Annotated in this window: 12 protein-coding genes; 8 read left to right on the plus strand and 4 right to left on the minus strand. The window is 67.6% G+C overall.

The features are described 5' to 3' along the window. Position 1: 1 nt before the first annotated feature. Both AAFN89_RS13455 and AAFN89_RS13460 read left to right on the plus strand, forming a co-directional pair. The gene (locus tag AAFN89_RS13455) at positions 2-2,746 is read left to right on the plus strand and encodes a DUF4159 domain-containing protein (protein ID WP_347539580.1); all 2,745 of its coding nucleotides are present in this window, start codon (positions 2-4) and stop codon (positions 2,744-2,746) included. Continuing rightward, entirely contained in the window at positions 2,712-4,856 is a 2,145-nt protein-coding gene (locus tag AAFN89_RS13460; RefSeq protein ID WP_347539581.1) for a hypothetical protein, read from the plus strand. The genes AAFN89_RS13455 and AAFN89_RS13460 overlap by 35 nt, the downstream gene beginning before the upstream one ends. A 14-nt stretch (positions 4,857-4,870) precedes the next feature. Here AAFN89_RS13460 and hemF read toward each other — a convergent pair whose 3' ends face one another. The 3 genes from hemF to AAFN89_RS13475 all read right to left on the minus strand — a co-directional run bounded on the left by hemF (position 4,871) and on the right by AAFN89_RS13475 (position 7,127). Then, a complete protein-coding gene (gene hemF, locus AAFN89_RS13465) occupies positions 4,871-5,737 on the minus strand; it encodes an oxygen-dependent coproporphyrinogen oxidase (RefSeq protein ID WP_347539582.1) in 867 nt (288 codons plus the stop codon). Between the two features lie 246 nt (positions 5,738-5,983). Continuing rightward, positions 5,984-6,550, minus strand: a complete 567-nt coding sequence (locus tag AAFN89_RS13470) for an outer membrane beta-barrel protein (RefSeq protein ID WP_347539583.1) — start codon at positions 6,548-6,550, stop codon at positions 5,984-5,986. A gap of 112 nt (positions 6,551-6,662) precedes the next feature. Beyond that, complete coding sequence (locus AAFN89_RS13475; RefSeq protein WP_347539584.1) at positions 6,663-7,127, minus strand: tRNA (cytidine(34)-2'-O)-methyltransferase; 465 nt, start codon at positions 7,125-7,127, stop codon at positions 6,663-6,665. Between the two features lie 210 nt (positions 7,128-7,337). Between AAFN89_RS13475 and petA the strand changes: the two genes are divergently transcribed. The 6 genes from petA to AAFN89_RS13505 all read left to right on the plus strand — a co-directional run bounded on the left by petA (position 7,338) and on the right by AAFN89_RS13505 (position 13,151). After that, complete coding sequence (gene petA / locus AAFN89_RS13480) at positions 7,338-7,889, plus strand: ubiquinol-cytochrome c reductase iron-sulfur subunit (protein ID WP_347539585.1); 552 nt, start codon at positions 7,338-7,340, stop codon at positions 7,887-7,889. Between the two features lie 35 nt (positions 7,890-7,924). Then, positions 7,925-9,238 (plus strand): cytochrome b N-terminal domain-containing protein, encoded by a 1,314-nt coding sequence (locus tag AAFN89_RS13485; protein WP_347539586.1) that lies wholly within the window; start codon positions 7,925-7,927, stop codon positions 9,236-9,238. A gap of 4 nt (positions 9,239-9,242) precedes the next feature. Next, positions 9,243-10,022: a cytochrome c1 gene (locus tag AAFN89_RS13490; RefSeq protein ID WP_347539587.1), complete on the plus strand. Its 780-nt coding sequence runs from the start codon at positions 9,243-9,245 to the stop codon at positions 10,020-10,022. An 89-nt stretch (positions 10,023-10,111) separates the two neighbouring features. Then, complete coding sequence (locus AAFN89_RS13495; protein WP_347539588.1) at positions 10,112-11,788, plus strand: acyl-CoA dehydrogenase family protein; 1,677 nt, start codon at positions 10,112-10,114, stop codon at positions 11,786-11,788. Beyond that, positions 11,785-12,336 (plus strand): DUF924 family protein, encoded by a 552-nt coding sequence (locus AAFN89_RS13500; RefSeq protein WP_347539589.1) that lies wholly within the window; start codon positions 11,785-11,787, stop codon positions 12,334-12,336. Before AAFN89_RS13495 ends, AAFN89_RS13500 begins: the two co-directional genes overlap by 4 nt. Further along, entirely contained in the window at positions 12,333-13,151 is an 819-nt protein-coding gene (locus AAFN89_RS13505; RefSeq protein WP_347539590.1) for a VOC family protein, read from the plus strand. The genes AAFN89_RS13500 and AAFN89_RS13505 overlap by 4 nt, the downstream gene beginning before the upstream one ends. 15 nt (positions 13,152-13,166) lie before the next feature. Here AAFN89_RS13505 and AAFN89_RS13510 read toward each other — a convergent pair whose 3' ends face one another. After that, complete coding sequence (locus AAFN89_RS13510; RefSeq protein ID WP_347539591.1) at positions 13,167-14,555, minus strand: M23 family metallopeptidase; 1,389 nt, start codon at positions 14,553-14,555, stop codon at positions 13,167-13,169. Between the last annotated feature and the right edge of the window lie 616 nt (positions 14,556-15,171).

Here is a 15,171-nt window from a genome sequence, read left to right on the forward strand (position 1 = left end):
GATGCTGAACCAGATCGCAGGCGGCCTTTCCGGCCTGTTCGCGGGGGCGGGCGGCCTCGCCTTCGCGACCCCCTGGATGCTGACGGCGCTCGCGGCTCTACCGGTGATCTACTGGCTGCTGCGCGTGACCCCGCCTTCGCCCAGGCGCAACCCCTTCTCCGGCAAGGCGGCGCGGATGCTGCGCGACCTGATCGCGCGGGAGGAGACCCCGGACCGGACGCCCTGGTGGCTCCTGGCGCTCAGGCTGCTGATTGCGGCGCTGATCATCCTCGGCCTTGCCCGGCCGGTGCTCAACCCCGGCGAGGCGTTGCCGGGCGGCGGGCCGCTGCTGGTGGTCGTCGACAATGGCTGGGCCGCCGCGCGCGACTGGCCGGCGCGGCGGGCGCTGATGGGCGACCTCGCCGACCGGGCGGAGCGGACCGACCGGGATATCTACCTGCTGACCACCGCGCCCGGCCCGTCGGGCGATCCGATAGCGGTCTCCGGCCGGCTGCGCCCAGCCGAGGCGCGGGGCGTGATGGAGGCGCTGGTCCCCCATCCCTGGCCGACCGACCGCGCCGCCGCCGCCCAGGCGGTGACGGAAGCAGCGCTGCCGCCTTCCGGTTACGCTGTCTGGCTGAGCGACGGGCTGGCGGGGGAAGGCGACACTGCTCTGATGGAGCAGCTTCAGCGGTTCGGCGGGCTGGAGATGGTGCTGCCGGACGAGGGCGGGACGGCGCGGCTGCTTCGGCCGCCGGAGCATGAGGGGGAGGACCTGCTTGTCCCCATCCTCCGCGCGTCGGAGGGTGCCGGGACCGCGACCGTCCGCGTGCTGGCCGAGGACGGCCGGCTGATCGGCCGGGAGGTCGTGAGTTTCCAGCCGGGAGAGCGGCAGGGGCAAGCGCGCTTCTCCCTGCCCACGGAGCTTCGAAACGAGGCGGCGCGCATCGATATCGACGGCGAGACAACGGCGGGCGCGGTCGTCCTTCTGGACGAACGCTGGCGTCGCAGGCCCGTCGGCATCGCGGCCGCCGCGACCCAGGGGGAGACGCAGCCCCTCTTGTCCGACACCCATTATGTGGAGCGCGCGCTCGCGCCGTTCAGTGACATCAGGTTCGGCACGATCGAGGAATTGATCCAGGACGGGGCCGCGGTGCTGGTCCTGCCGGACACCGGCGCGTTGAGCGAGGAGGAGACGGCAAGCCTGCAGGGCTGGATGGCGGAAGGCGGCGTCGTGCTGCGTTTTGCCGGCCCGCTGATGGCGGCCAATCCCGACCAACTCCTGCCGGTATCGCTGAGGATGGGCGACCGCACCCTCTCCGGCGCGCTTTCCTGGACCGAGCCGATGCCGCTCGCGCCGTTCCCCGATACGGGTCCGTTCGCCGATCTGGAGCCGCCGGGGGATGTCAGGATCGAACGGCAGGTGCTGGCCGAACCGACGCTGGACCTTGCCAGCCGGACGTGGGCCCGGCTGACCGACGGCACGCCGCTGGTGACTGGGGAGGCGCGCGGCGAAGGCTGGCTGGTCCTGTTCCACGTCACGGCGGGGCCGGAATGGTCCAACCTGCCCCTGTCGGGCCTGTTCGTGGAGATGCTGCGCGCGGTGGTGGGGCTGAGCGAAGGCAGCGCGGCGGTTTCCGAGGGCCGGACGCTGGAGCCCTACCGGACGCTCGACGGGTTCGGCCGCTTGCAGACGCCGCCTCCCACGGCGCTGCCGATCACTTTCGGCGATATGGTGGGGCCGCGCCATCCGCCCGGCTTCTACGGCACGGAGGATGCCCGGACGGCGATCAATCTGGGCGCGGAGATCGACGCGCCGACGCCCCTCTCCGGCTTCCCGCCGGGTGTCGCGCTGGGCGGTTACGAGGCGCGGGGCGAGGTTCCCCTGTTGCCCTGGCTGCTGGCGGCGGCGATGGCGCTGATCGCGATCGATCTGGTGATCGCGCTGGGTCTGCGCGGCCTGCTCACGCTGGCCCGCCGAAGCGCGACGGCGATCGCGCTGTTGGCCGCGTTGGCCGGACTTCCCGTGACGGACGCGTGGGCTCAGGGGGATGAGCAGTTCGCGCTCCAGGCGGCCACCGGGCTCTATCTCGCCTATGTCGAGACAGGGATTCCCGAAGTGGACCGGACCAGCGAGGCGGGGCTTGAGACGCTGTCGGAAGTGCTCAGGGCGCGGACAGCGGTCGAGGCCGACGGCGCGATGGCGGTCGATCCGGAGACGGACGAGCTTGCCTTCTTCCCGCTGATCTACTGGCCGGTGGTGGCGGAGCAGCCGGATTTGTCGGACGAGGCGATCGACCGGCTGAACCGCTATCTGGCGACCGGCGGCACGATCCTCTTCGACACCCGCGACCGGGGCGGCGACGCCTTCGGTGGCGGCGAGGGCACCCAGCGGCTACGCACGCTGATCGAGGGGCTGGACGTGCCGGCGCTGACTCCTGTCCCGCCGGAACATGTGCTGACCAAGGCCTTCTACCTGATGCAGGAATTCCCCGGCCGCTACGAGGGCGGGGAGGTCTGGGTGGAAAATACCAGCGAGACGGTCAATGACGGCGTCTCCTCCGTCATCATCGGTGGCAACGACTGGGCGGCGGCGTGGGCGCGGGGCGAATCGGGCCTGCCGCTCTATCCTGTCGTTCCCGGCGGCGAGCGCCAGCGGGAGATGGCCTACCGCTTCGGCGTCAACCTCGTGATGTACGCGCTGACCGGCAACTACAAGGCCGACCAGGTGCATGTCCCGGCGATCCTGGAACGGCTGGGCCAGTGACATGATCGACGCCGCCTCCATCGCCTTCGCGCCCCTGCTGCCCTGGACGGTCCTGGGCCCGCTGTTCGGCCTGGCCGCCGCAGCACTGCTGGTCGGCCTCTTCCGCCGCGCGCCGGGGATGACCTTCCGCTTCCTCACCCTGGCGGCGCTGGCGGTCGTGCTGGTCAACCCCTCCCTGGTGCGGGAGGAGCGGGAGCCGATCGACGATGTCGCGGTGGTGGTGGTCGACGAATCGCCCAGCCAGGAGATCGGCGCGCGGTCGGACAGGGCGGAGGAAGCCCTGGCGGCGCTGGAGACGGAGCTTGCCGCGTTCGAGGATCTGGAGGTCCGGGTCGTCCGCCCGCAGCGCGGGGAGGATTCCGCGATCGAGGAAACGGCGCTGTTCGACGCGGTAGACCAGGCGGTGGCCGACATCCCCCGGCGCAGAATCGCCGGAACGGTGCTGATCACCGACGGCCAGGTGCATGACGTGCCGGAGGATTTGACCGCGCTCGACGGCATGGGGCCGGTCCACACGCTGCTGACCGGGGAGCGGGAGGAGGCCGACCGGCGGCTGGTCATCACCAACGCGCCCTCTTTCGGTCTTGTGGACCGGACCGTGACGGTCACGGTCCGGATCGACGATCTGCCGGCAGGAGACGACGCCGCGAATGGTTCGGCGGCGGTGACGGTCACGCAGGACGGGACGCGCAGCGACACCGTGCTGCTGCCTGTGGGCGTCGAGACGCCGATGGAGTTCACGCTCGACCATGGCGGCCAGACGGTGCTGGAGTTCGAGGTCGAGGCGGCGGCGGCGGAGTTGAGCCTTGCCAACAACCGCGCCGCCGTGGCGATCAACGGGGTGCGCGACCGGCTACGGGTCCTGCTGGTTTCGGGCGAACCCCATTCGGGCGAGCGGACCTGGCGCAACATCCTGAAATCGGACCCGTCGGTCGACCTGGTTCATTTCACCATCCTGCGCCCGCCGGAGAAGCAGGACGGCACGCCGATCAACGAGCTGTCGCTGATCTCCTTCCCGATCCGGGAGCTGTTCGAGCTGCGGCTGAACGAGTTTGACCTGATCATCTTCGACCGGTACCGGCGGCGCGGCGTGTTGCCGAACATCTATCTTTCCAACATCGCGGAATACGTCACCAGCGGCGGCGCGTTCCTCGAGGCCAGCGGCCCGCAATTCGCCTCCTCCTTCAGCCTCTACCGCACGCCGCTGGGCGATGTGCTGCCGGGTGAGCCGACCGGAGAGGTGCTGGTCGAGGGCTTCCGCCCCGACGTTACCGAACTTGGCCACCGCCATCCTGTCACCGCCGGGCTGGCCGGAGTCGTGCCACCGGGCGAGGAGGCGGGAGAGCCGGGCGCGGGCGAGCCGGAATGGGGCCGCTGGTTCCGCCAGATCGACGTGCGCGCGACCGGCGGCTCTGTGCTGATGGATGGCATCGGCGACCGGCCGCTCCTGATCCTCGACCGTGTCGGGGAAGGCCGGGTGGCGCAACTGGCCTCCGACCAGATCTGGCTGTGGAGCCGGGGCTATGAGGGCGGCGGTCCGCAGGCGGAACTGCTGCGCCGGCTGGCTCATTGGCTGATGAAGGAGCCGGAGCTGGAGGAGAACGATCTTCGGACCGTGGTCGACGGCGACAATATCCGGATCGTCCGCCGCAGCCTGGAGGAACTTCCCGAGGAGGTCCGGCTGACCACACCTTCCGGCGAAGAGGTGACGCTGACCCTGGTCGAGGAGGCGCCGGGCCTCGCCATCGCGGACTATGTGGCGCGGGAACCGGGCATCTTCCGGGTGGAGGATGGGGAGTTCACGGCGCTGGCGGTCGTCGGTACGCTCAACCCGCCGGAACTGTCCGACGTGCGGACGACGGCTGCTGTGCTGGAGCCGGCGGCGGAGGCGACCGGCGGCGGGATCTTCTGGCTGGCCGATGGCGGGCTGCCCGACATCCGCCGCACCGATCCCGACCGCGCTGCCGCGGGTGACGACTGGCTGGGCCTCCGCGCCAATGGCGACTACATCGTCACCGGCGTCCGCGACGTTCCGCTGTTGCCGGCCGCGCTCGCGCTCTTCCTGATCCTTGGCGCGCTGCTCGCCGCATGGCGGCGGGAGGGCCGGTAGGCCGGTTAGGGCAGCTAGGGCCAGTGCACGACCGGGGGCAGCGACATCAGGATGGCGTCGACATTGCCGCCGGTCTTGAGGCCGAAAGTCGTGCCGCGATCATAGAGCAGGTTGAACTCGACATAGCGGCCCCGCCGCCGAAGCTGATGCTCACGCTGCTCGGGCGTCCAGGGACGATCCATGTGCCGCCGGACCAGTGCCGGATATACCTCCAGGAAGGCTTCTCCGACATCGCGGGTGAAGGCGAAATCGGCGTCCCAGTCGCCGCTGTCGAGATTGTCGTAGAAGATGCCCCCGATGCCCCGCGCCTCGTCCCGGTGCTTCAGGAAGAAATATTCGTCGCACCATTCCTTGAAGCGGGGGTAGTAGCCCGGATCGTGACGATCGCAGGCGGCCTTCAGCGCCGCGTGAAAATCGGTCGTGTCCCTGTCGTCCGGGATCATCGGAGTAAGGTCCGCGCCGCCGCCGAACCAGCCCTTGCTGGTGACGATGTGGCGGGTGTTCATGTGGACGGCCGGGACGAGCGGGCTCTGCATATGGGCGACCAGGCTTATGCCGGCGGCCCAGAACGCGCCTTCCTCCGCCGCGCCGGGCATGGCCTTCCGGAATTCTTCCGAGAACGCGCCATGAACGATCGAGATGTTGACGCCCACCTTCTCGAACACCCGGCCCTTCATGACCGCCATCGTGCCGCCGCCGCCGCCGGGCCGATCCCAGCTCCTGCGTTCGAACCGGCCGGCCGGCCGGTCGGAAAGGGGGCCGGAGGCTTCGTCCTCCAGAGCCTCGAACGCCGCGCAGATGCGGTCGCGCAGGGCGGCAAACCACTCGGCGGCGCGCGCCTTCTGGTCTTCGGTCGGGATGGTCGGATGGGGATCTGTCACGGCGGTCGGTCCATGAAGACGGCGGAACGATGCCCGGTCCATAGCACCAAGCGACGACCCCACCAAGTCGGCGGTCGCCGCCTCGCCTCCTCATGGTGAGCCCGTCGAACCATGTGGGCGCCGACCCTTCGACTGGCTCAGGGTAAGGAGTCTTCTCAGAAGGGGGAATGTTTCCCAACGGCCCCAACGGAAACGGCCCGCCCCTTCCGGAAGGGGCGGGCCGGCCGTTATTGGAGGCTTCAAACCCTAGAAGTTGAAGCCGACGCCCAGATTGTAGGCGAAGGTGCCGTCGTCGATCGCGCTGTCGGCGTCGCCGGCGTCGTCGAACAGGAACTGATATTCCGCCTGGCCGAAGATGAAGGTCTTCGGGTTCACGTAATAGCGGACACCGACCTCCGGTCCGGCGATGAAGGATTCGCTGACGCCGTCGCCGTAGATATAGCCGATATTGGCGCCGACCCACGGCTTCCAGGCGCCGAGGTCGAAATTGTAGAGCGCGCCGAGCCTGGTGGAGCCGTTGACGTTGGTCCCGTTGTTGAAGTCGGAATAATTCAGCGACTGGCGCAGATTCAACATGATGGCGTCGGTGACGTAGTAGCCGAGGCTACCGGCGATGCCGAAGGAACCAGCGTTGAAGTCCTGGTTGTTGCCGCCGGTACCCGACAGCGTGGCTTCCCAATCTCCTTGCTGGCCGCCATAGACGAATTCCGAACCGGTGATGCGGGTATCGCGTTCCGGCATCGGCTCCGCCGATTGCGCCATCGCCATGGTCGGCGCTGCCACGATGGCGGCGGCGAGAATCAGTTTCTTCATAACGTTCTCCAAACTGCAGGGGAGCTATAGCTTTCTTTGGCTGAAAAACCCTTCAGCTCTCACGGAATGATGAACGTTGAAAATTGGTTCCGACCGGAACATTAAAAAAATGTCATGTTGGTTCCGGCGCTTCCCGGACCGCAAGCTGACGCTGCGCCTCGCCCAGCGCCATGGCGGCCGCCAAAGCGACGTTCAGCGACCGGAATCCGGCGCGGAGCGGGATGACGAGCCGGGCGTCCGCGGCGTCGTGAACGTCTTCCGGCACCCCGGCGCTTTCCCGGCCGACCAGCAGGCGGTCGTCGGGCTGGAACATGAACGCCGTGTAGGGAATCGCCGCCGCCGTCGTCAGCAGGACGAGCCGCCCTTCATGCGGCGCCTCTCGATAGGCCAGCCAGCCCGGCCAGCGCCGCCGGTCGAGTGCGTCGAGATAGTCCATGCCCGCGCGCTTCAGCCGACGGTCGTCGAGCAGGAAGCCGCACGGCTCCACGATGTCGATCCCGACGCCCAGGCAGGCCGCCAGGCGCATCATCGCGCCCGCGTTCTGGGGGATGTCCGGCTGATAGAGAACGAGGCGCATGGCGGGTTCCGGCGGCAAGGGCGGCGGGGGCGCGACATTGTGGCGGTGTTTCACGGTTTGCAAGCGCTCGCCGGGCGATGTATATGCACCCCGTCGCGCGCCGGAGGGGCTTCGCCCGCGCGGCTTCGCGCGTTCCGGACCTTTGGGAGGGTCCAAGCCTCGCGCGGATACCATCTTAGAGGTTCACCCGACCGAGGATATTCAAGAGCGATGGCGGACATCACCCATCCGGACAAGCGAGAAGACGAAGGCGAATCGCGCCGCGACTTCCTCTATCTCGCGACCGCGGCCACCGGCGCCGTTGGCCTGGCGGCTTTCGCATGGCCGCTGATCGACAGCATGAATCCGGCGGCCGACACGCTGGCGCTGGCCTCCATCGAGATCGACCTGTCGCCCCTGACCGTGGGCCAGTCGATCACCGTCACCTGGCGCGGCAAGCCGGTCTTCATCCGCCGGCAGACGCCGGAGGAGATCGAGGCGGCGAAGGCGGTGGACGTCGCCACCCTGCGCGATCCGCAGACCTATGACGAACGCACGATCAATCCGGAATATCTGGTGATGGTCGGTGTCTGCACGCATCTGGGCTGCATCCCGCTGGGCCAGAAGCCGAGCGATCCCAAGGGCAACTACAATGGCTGGTTCTGCCCCTGCCACGGGTCGCACTACGACACCGCCGGGCGCGTCCGCCAGGGGCCCGCGCCGGCCAACCTGGAAGTGCCGCCCTACGAGTTCATCGAGGACGCCCGGATCCGTATCGGCTGACGCCGGCTGAAGAAGCCTTGAGGGGAGAGAGGGTCATGGCGCACGCCGAGCCCAGCAATTTCAAGAATCCAGTGATCAGGTGGGTCGATCATCGACTGCCGATCTTCACGATGATGAACAAGGAGTACGGGGCGTATCCGACGCCGCGAAACTTCAACTATTTCTGGAACTTCGGCGCGCTCGCCATGATCGTGCTGGTGACGATGATCGTCACCGGCATCTTCCTGTCGATGCATTATACCGCCCATGTGGACCACGCCTTCGAAAGCGTCGAGCGCATCATGCGCGACGTGAACTATGGCTGGCTGATGCGCTACATCCACATGAACGGCGCGTCGATGTTCTTCATCGTCGTCTATATCCACATCTTCCGCGGCGTCTATTACGGCTCCTACAAGAAGCCGCGAGAGCTGCTGTGGATCCTCGGCGTGGTCATCCTGCTGCTGATGATGGCGACGGCGTTCATGGGCTACGTGCTGCCCTGGGGCCAGATGAGCTTCTGGGGCGCGACCGTCATCACCAACCTGTTCTCGGCCATACCTTTGGTCGGCGATTCGATCGTGACCTGGCTGTGGGGCGGCTTCTCCGTCGCCAACCCGACGCTCAACCGCTTCTTCTCGCTGCACTACCTGCTGCCCTTCGTGATCGTGGCGGTCGTCTTCCTCCACGTCGCGGCGCTGCATGTCCATGGTTCCAGCAATCCGCTGGGCATCGAGCCGAAGGGGCCGAAGGACACGATCCCGTTCCACCCGTACTACACGGTGAAGGACAGCTTCGGCACGGCGGTCTTCCTGATCTTCTTCGCGCTGTTCGTCTTCTTCGCGCCGAACTATATGGGCCATCCGGACAACTACATCCCGGCCAACCCGCTGGTGACGCCGCCGCACATCGTGCCCGAATGGTACTTCCTGCCGTTCTACGCGATCCTGCGGGCCATCACTTTCGACATCACGATCCCGTTCACCGGCATCACCCTGATCGAGGCCAAGTTCGGCGGCGTGCTGGCGATGTTCGGGTCGATCGCGATGCTTCTGGTCCTGCCCTGGCTGGACACGTCGCCGATCCGGTCGGCTAAGTTCCGGCCGATCTACCGGCAGTTCATCATTCTTCTGGTGATCGACTTCCTGATCCTGGGTTATGTCGGCGGCAAGCCGGCGGAGCAGCCCTACATCTTGATCGGCCAGTTCGCGACGGCGTGGTACTTCATCCACTTCCTGATCGTGACCCCGCTCGTCGGCAAGCTGGAGCGGCCGCTGCCGCTGCCCAGGAGCATCAGCGAGGCCGTCCTGAAGAAGGGAGGCGGGCCGGTCAAGGGCGCCGCCGCCGCGAAGCCGATGGAGAAAGCGTAAAGCCATGCGAGCCATTAAGTCAGCGGCCGTCACCGCCGCGCTTGCCATCGCAGTCGGGTTCGGCGCCTTCGGTTCGGAGGCCCGCGCGGCCGGCGAGGCGCCGGAGCCGCCGTCCCAGGACTGGACCTTCAACGGCGTCTTCGGCACCTTCGACAAGGCTGCCGCCCAACGCGGGCTCCAGGTCTATATGGAAGTCTGTTCGACCTGTCATTCGCTGGACCTCGTCGCTTACCGGAACCTCGCCGACCTCGGCTTCAACGAGGATGAGGTGAAGGCGATCGCCGCCCGCTACGTCGTCACCGACGGGCCGGACGAGAATGGCGAGATGTTCGAACGGCCGGGGCTTCCGGCAGACTCCTTCGTCGGGCCGTTCCCGAACGAGCAGGCGGCCCGCGCGGCGAATGGCGGCGCGTTGCCGCCCGACCTGTCGCTGATCACCAAGGCGCGGGAAGGCGGCGCCGACTACGTCTACAGCTTCCTGTTGGGCTTCGGAGAGCCGCCGGAGGACGCCACTCTGCTGCCCGGCCAGTACTGGAACGAATATTATCCGGGCCACGCGGTCGCGATGCCGGACATCCTGATGGAAGGCGGCGTGGAGTTCGCCGACGGCACGCCGGCGACGGTGGAGAACCAGGCCTGGGCCGTGACCAACTTCCTGGCCTGGGCCGCTCAGCCGGAGCTTGAGGAACGCAAGCAGATGGGCGTGAAGGTGGTGCTGTTCCTGATCGTCTTCAGCGGCATGATGTATGCCGTGAAGCGCAAGGTGTGGGCCGACCTGCACTAAGCATCGCCATTCCTTCGGGATTCGGAAATGAGGGCCATCCGGGAACGGGTGGCCCTTTTCCGTTTCCGGGCGCGTGATAGGCTGGCGCCATGAGCGCCGCCGATTCTCCTGCTCCCTATCCGGAGCGCACCGCCGGATCGAATTTCTTCGATCTCGACGACGCGCTTCGCCGTCATCTGGCGCGGCGGTCGCCGGAGCTTCTTGCCAGGAACGAAACCCGGCTTTCAGATTTCGGCGGTTGGGCCGGAGGGAAGCTGGAGGAGCAGGCCGCCTACACCGACCGCCATGCGCCGCCCCGGCTGGAGGTGACGGATCGCGACGGCGGGCTGTCCAGCCGCGTCATCCTCAATCCGGCCTACCGCGACTGCCATGCCGAAGCCTACCGGCGCGGCGCGATCGGGCTTTGCTTCGGCCCCAAGGCGGAGCCGCATCTCCTCTCCTTCGCCTTCGGCTATCTCCTCTCGATGGCCGACATCTCCATCCATTGCCCGGTGACAATGACCGGCGCGGTCGCCCATGTGCTGGAGCGCATGGCGCCGGCGGAGATCCGCGGCCGCTACCTACCCGAGCTCGTCCGGATGGACGGGAAGGCCCTGTCCGGCGGTACCTGGGCGACGGAGCGGCATGGCGGGTCGGATATCGGGGCGACGACGACGCGCGCCGTGGGTACGGACGGCGGCTGGCGGCTCCACGGGCTCAAATGGTTCACCAGCAACGCCGGATCGGGACTGGCCCTGGCGACGGCTCGACCGGACGGCGCGCCGAGGGGCGGCAAGGGGCTCGGCTGCTATCTCGTCCCCGGCCATCTGCCGGGCGGCGAGCCCAACGCCTACAATATCCGCCGGCTGAAGGAGAAACTGGGCACGCGCGGCCTGCCGACCGGGGAGATCGAACTTGAGGGCGCGTTCGGCGTGGAGGTGGCGGGACCGCCCGACGGCCTGCGGGCCATGATGGCGGCGCTGGAATACAGCCGCGTCCACAACGCCTTCGGGGCCGCCGGCCTCCAGGCGCGCGCGCTTCTGGAAGCGGCATGCTGGGCGATCCACCGGCGGGCGTTCGGCCGGCCGATCGCGAATTATCCCATGGTCCGCGAAGCGCTGCTGGACATCGCCATGGAGCATGAGGCGTCGACCGCGCTGGCGGTCGAAAGCGGCCTCGCCTTCGACGAGGCGGAGCGGCGCGAGGACGCCATTCCCTGGCTGCGGACGGTGACAGCGCTGGCGAAATACCGGACGGCGGAACAGGCGGTCCGGTCCTCGGTGCGTGCGGTCGAACTGGTGGGCGGCAACGGCTATACGGAGGAATGGCCGACGGCGCGACTCTATCGCGACGCTCTTGTGACCGCGGTCTGGGAAGGGCCGGCCAACATCCAGGCGCTGGAGCTTCTGCGCGCGACGACGGGGCGGCTGCCGGGGGATTATGCCTTTGTCGAGCGGGTGACGGCGGCGCTGGAGAGCGCGCCCGATCGGCTGACGGACGCAGTCGCGACGATCCGCGAGGGGCTGTCGGAGGTCACGGCCGCCATCGCCCGACTGCGAGCCCGCCCGGAGGAGGGGCCAAGGGTTGGGCGACGGCTGCTCGACCGCATGAGCGACCTGCTCGCGGCCGCGCTGCTGGTGGAGGCGGCGAGGAACGACGAGCGGCTGGCGCTTCTGGCCGGACGGTTCGTGCACCGCCATCTCGGCGGGGCGGGGAGTCTTCTGGACGATGACCCCGCGCTCACCGCCTTCGACATGATTTTCCCGAGGATCGAGAGGACCGGATGAAAGATATCGAGACGCTGCTGGATTTCTGGTTCGAGGAGACGCCGCCGGAGAAGCTGTTCGCCAGGGACGATTCCTTCGATGCGGCGATCCGCGACCGCTTCGGCGCGCTGACGGAACGCGCCGCCGCCGGCGCGTTCGCCGATTGGGGCCGGACCGCCAGGGGTTCGGTCGCGCTCTGCCTGCTGCTCGACCAGTTCCCGCGCAATCTCCATCGCGGCACGCCCCGCGCCTTCGCGACCGACCCGATGGCGCGCGCCGTCGCCCGGAACGCCATCGATTCGAAGCTGGACCTGTCGCCGGACCTCACCGACCGGCACCGCGTCTTCCTCTATCTGCCGTTCGAGCATAGCGAGGATCTCTGGGACCAGTTGATTTGTGTCGGGCTTTTCCGGGCGCGGGTCGAGGATCAGGGATTCATGGAGTACGCGCTGGGCCATCTGGCCATCATCCAGCGCTTCGGCCGCTTCCCGCACCGGAACGAGGCGCTGGGGCGCGCGACGAATGCGGAGGAAGCCGCCTTCCTCAAGACGCCGGGGTCCAGCTATTGACCGCCCCACCAGCCTTCGACGGCGTCGATCACCTGCTGGTCGGCGTGGCCGACCTGGAGCGGGCGCGGTCGGCCTGGGAACGGCTCGGCTTCACCGTCACGCCGCGCGGCCGGCATGTCGGCTGGGGCACGGCGAACTACTGCGTGATGTTCGGGATCGACTATATCGAGCTGCTCGGCATCGTCGACCCGGCGCAGCACGTCCAGGGGCTGGACCGGTTCCTGGAGCGGGAGGGCGAAGGCACGCTCGGCCTCGCCTTCGGGACGGACGATGCCGATCGGACCTTCCGGGCGTTCGATCGGGCCGGCATCGCCGGCGATCTGCCGAAGCGGCTGGGCCGGATGCTGGAACTGCCGGAAGGCGACGTGCGGCCGGAATTCGACCTCATCCATCCGCGCGAGGCGGGGGCGCTGGGCGTCAACGGCTTCGTCTGCCGGCACCGGACGCCGGAACTAATCCGCCGCGCGGAATGGCTGGACCACCCGAACGGCGCGGAAGGGATCGCCTCCCTGACCCTCGCCGTGACCGATCCCGCGACGGTGGCCGGACGCTATCTCGCGCTGCTGGGCGAAGGGGCGGTGGGGGAGGATGGCGAAGGCTGGACGATCGCCGCCGGCCCGCACCGCATCCTCCTCCGCTTTGGCGCCGCCCCTGCCGGCGAGATCATAGAGACGAGGATCACCTGCCGGGATCTGGACCGCGCCGCCGCCCTGCTGGCGGAAGCGGAAATCTCCCACGAACGCGCCGGCCAGCTGATCGCCGTCGACCCTGCCGCCGCGACCGGCGTGCGGCTGTTCCTGACGGAAGGGGGCTGACGGGAAGGCCGCCGTTCAGGGACGGGCGGCGACCTGGCCGGCGGACATCAGCTCGATGAAGCGCGCGTCGATCTCTTCCATATGGTCCTGGAAGCGGGCCAACTCGGTTCCTTCCAGCGTCCGGCCGGTCGGCAGGTCGAGATCCATCGGGTTGATCTGCGATCCGTTCTGCAGCACCTCGTAATGGAGGTGCGGGCCGGTGGACAGGCCGCTTGTCCCGACATAGCCGATCGTCTGCCCCTGGGTCACGCGCTCGCCGTCCGACAGGCCGTCGGCGAAACCGCGCATATGGGCGTAGGCGGTCTTGATGCTGCCGGTATGGCGGATGCGGATATAATTGCCGTAGCCGCTGTTGGTGCCGATGAAGTCGATGACACCGTCGCCGGCCGCATAGATCGGCGTCCCGCGCGGGGCGGCGAAGTCCGTGCCCTTGTGCATCCGGCTGTAGCCGAGGACCGGATGGTGGCGCATGCCGAAGTTGGAGCTGATCCGCGCGCCGTCGATGGGCGTGCGCATCAGCAGCCGGCGGACGCTTTCGCCGTCGCGGCTGTAATAGTCGACGACGCCGTCCTCCGTCTCGAACCTGTAGACCGGCATCTCGTGGCCGGACATCAGCAGGGTAGCGTACAGCACGTTGCCGTTGCGGGCGAGATTGCCGTTCTCGTCGTAATCCTGCTCATAAAGGATCTCGAACGCGTCGCCCGGCTGGATGTCGCGCTGGAAGTCGACCTTGTAGGAAAGGATGCGGATCAGGTCGATCAGCACCTGATCCGGGACCCCGGCGCCGTTCGTCGCGCCATAGAGGCTGGAATCGATGACGCCGGTGGCCGCGGACCAGCGGGTCTCCAGCTCGTTAGCGATCTCCGCAACGGAGAAGCCTTCATCCGTCCGCTCGATCCGCAGCCGGCGCTCGACATCCGGCATCAGCTCCAGGGACGCCAGCACCGGTCCGTCCGGCGTATGGTCGATCGTGACGTTGATCTCCTGGTCGATCTGGAGATCGCGGGGGTCATAGACCTCCTCCAGCGCCTCGATGGCAGTGGCGGCGTCGACCGCGGAGAGATCCACATCCGTCAGCATGCCCATCAGCGTGTCGCCGGATGCGACGGTCAGTACATGCTCCTCCGGTCCGCTAGGGGCCATTGCCGTCACCGGCGGGGCGACGATCGGCCGGGGGCCGAAGGCGCCGGGCTCGATCGGCAGGATGGAAAGCTGGATGTCGTTCCGCGCGGGGGCCGTCATGGTCCCGGCGTCGGCCGCCGACCGCGCCGTCGTCAAAGGGTCGGCGCCGGTGTCGCTGGCGATGCTCGGGGTGGGTGAGAACAGGTCGGTCTCGACCGCGAGGCCTACGACGCCGGCCATGGTGAGGACCAGGACGGGGTAGGCGGCCAGCTTTAGATGCACAGGATGGGTCTCCGGTCTGACTGAAGAGCCCGGGCGGGCGACTTCCGGAATGGCGGGGCAAAAGGTGAAAAAAGGTGTCGACGGAAGATGATGGAAGGTGACTCTTCATGTCAACCGCGAAGAGCCGCGACAAGGGCCGGACGGGTGATTAACCATATCCGCCTCCGCCTTTATGCCCACCTTCTTATGAAGGAGGGGTGAACGGATGGCGGTTTTAGCGAAAGAGAACGGGACAGGCCGGTGCCGAGGCCCCTCTCGTGAATATCGAAAAGTCGGCGGAACAAAGGGTTAAGCGGGTTCAGGGGGCGAAATCGGGGATCGCCAAAAAAGTTTCACGAAAGGGTTTGACAGTCGCGACCGAGGGGGCCTATAACCCGGCCTCCAACGCGGCGGGGACGGCCAGACCGGACAGTCGCTGGAACGGAAAGCGGTTCTAAAACAATCGTTTACCGGCAGGGTGAAGAGCCCGACGGATCATTGACAAGTTGATAGAGAGAGAAGGGATGCGAGGGCGGCGGAGCCTTTGGGTGTTACGGGATTGTTCTGTGATGCTGGTTGAGGGTGTCCGTTACGTATCGCATCTAGGTTTACAGTAATCTTCTGAAGTTTTCCGGTT

This window comes from Inquilinus sp. CAU 1745 (assembly GCF_039839375.1).
Taxonomy (GTDB): domain Bacteria; phylum Pseudomonadota; class Alphaproteobacteria; order DSM-16000; family Inquilinaceae; genus JBDOQU01.

Excerpts from the sequence above, each read along its gene's own strand:
- AAFN89_RS13455 (WP_347539580.1), top strand. The coding sequence starts at position 2 with ATGCTGAACCAGATCGCAGGCGGCCTTTCCGGCCTGTTCGCGGGGGCG.
- AAFN89_RS13460 (WP_347539581.1), top strand. The coding sequence starts at position 2,712 with ATGTCCCGGCGATCCTGGAACGGCTGGGCCAGTGACATGATCGACGCC.
- AAFN89_RS13470 (WP_347539583.1), bottom strand. The coding sequence starts at position 6,550 with ATGAAGAAACTGATTCTCGCCGCCGCCATCGTGGCAGCGCCGACCATG.
- AAFN89_RS13475 (WP_347539584.1), bottom strand. The coding sequence starts at position 7,127 with ATGCGCCTCGTTCTCTATCAGCCGGACATCCCCCAGAACGCGGGCGCG.
- petA (WP_347539585.1), top strand. The coding sequence starts at position 7,338 with ATGGCGGACATCACCCATCCGGACAAGCGAGAAGACGAAGGCGAATCG.
- AAFN89_RS13485 (WP_347539586.1), top strand. The coding sequence starts at position 7,925 with ATGGCGCACGCCGAGCCCAGCAATTTCAAGAATCCAGTGATCAGGTGG.
- AAFN89_RS13490 (WP_347539587.1), top strand. The coding sequence starts at position 9,243 with ATGCGAGCCATTAAGTCAGCGGCCGTCACCGCCGCGCTTGCCATCGCA.
- AAFN89_RS13495 (WP_347539588.1), top strand. The coding sequence starts at position 10,112 with ATGAGCGCCGCCGATTCTCCTGCTCCCTATCCGGAGCGCACCGCCGGA.
- AAFN89_RS13500 (WP_347539589.1), top strand. The coding sequence starts at position 11,785 with ATGAAAGATATCGAGACGCTGCTGGATTTCTGGTTCGAGGAGACGCCG.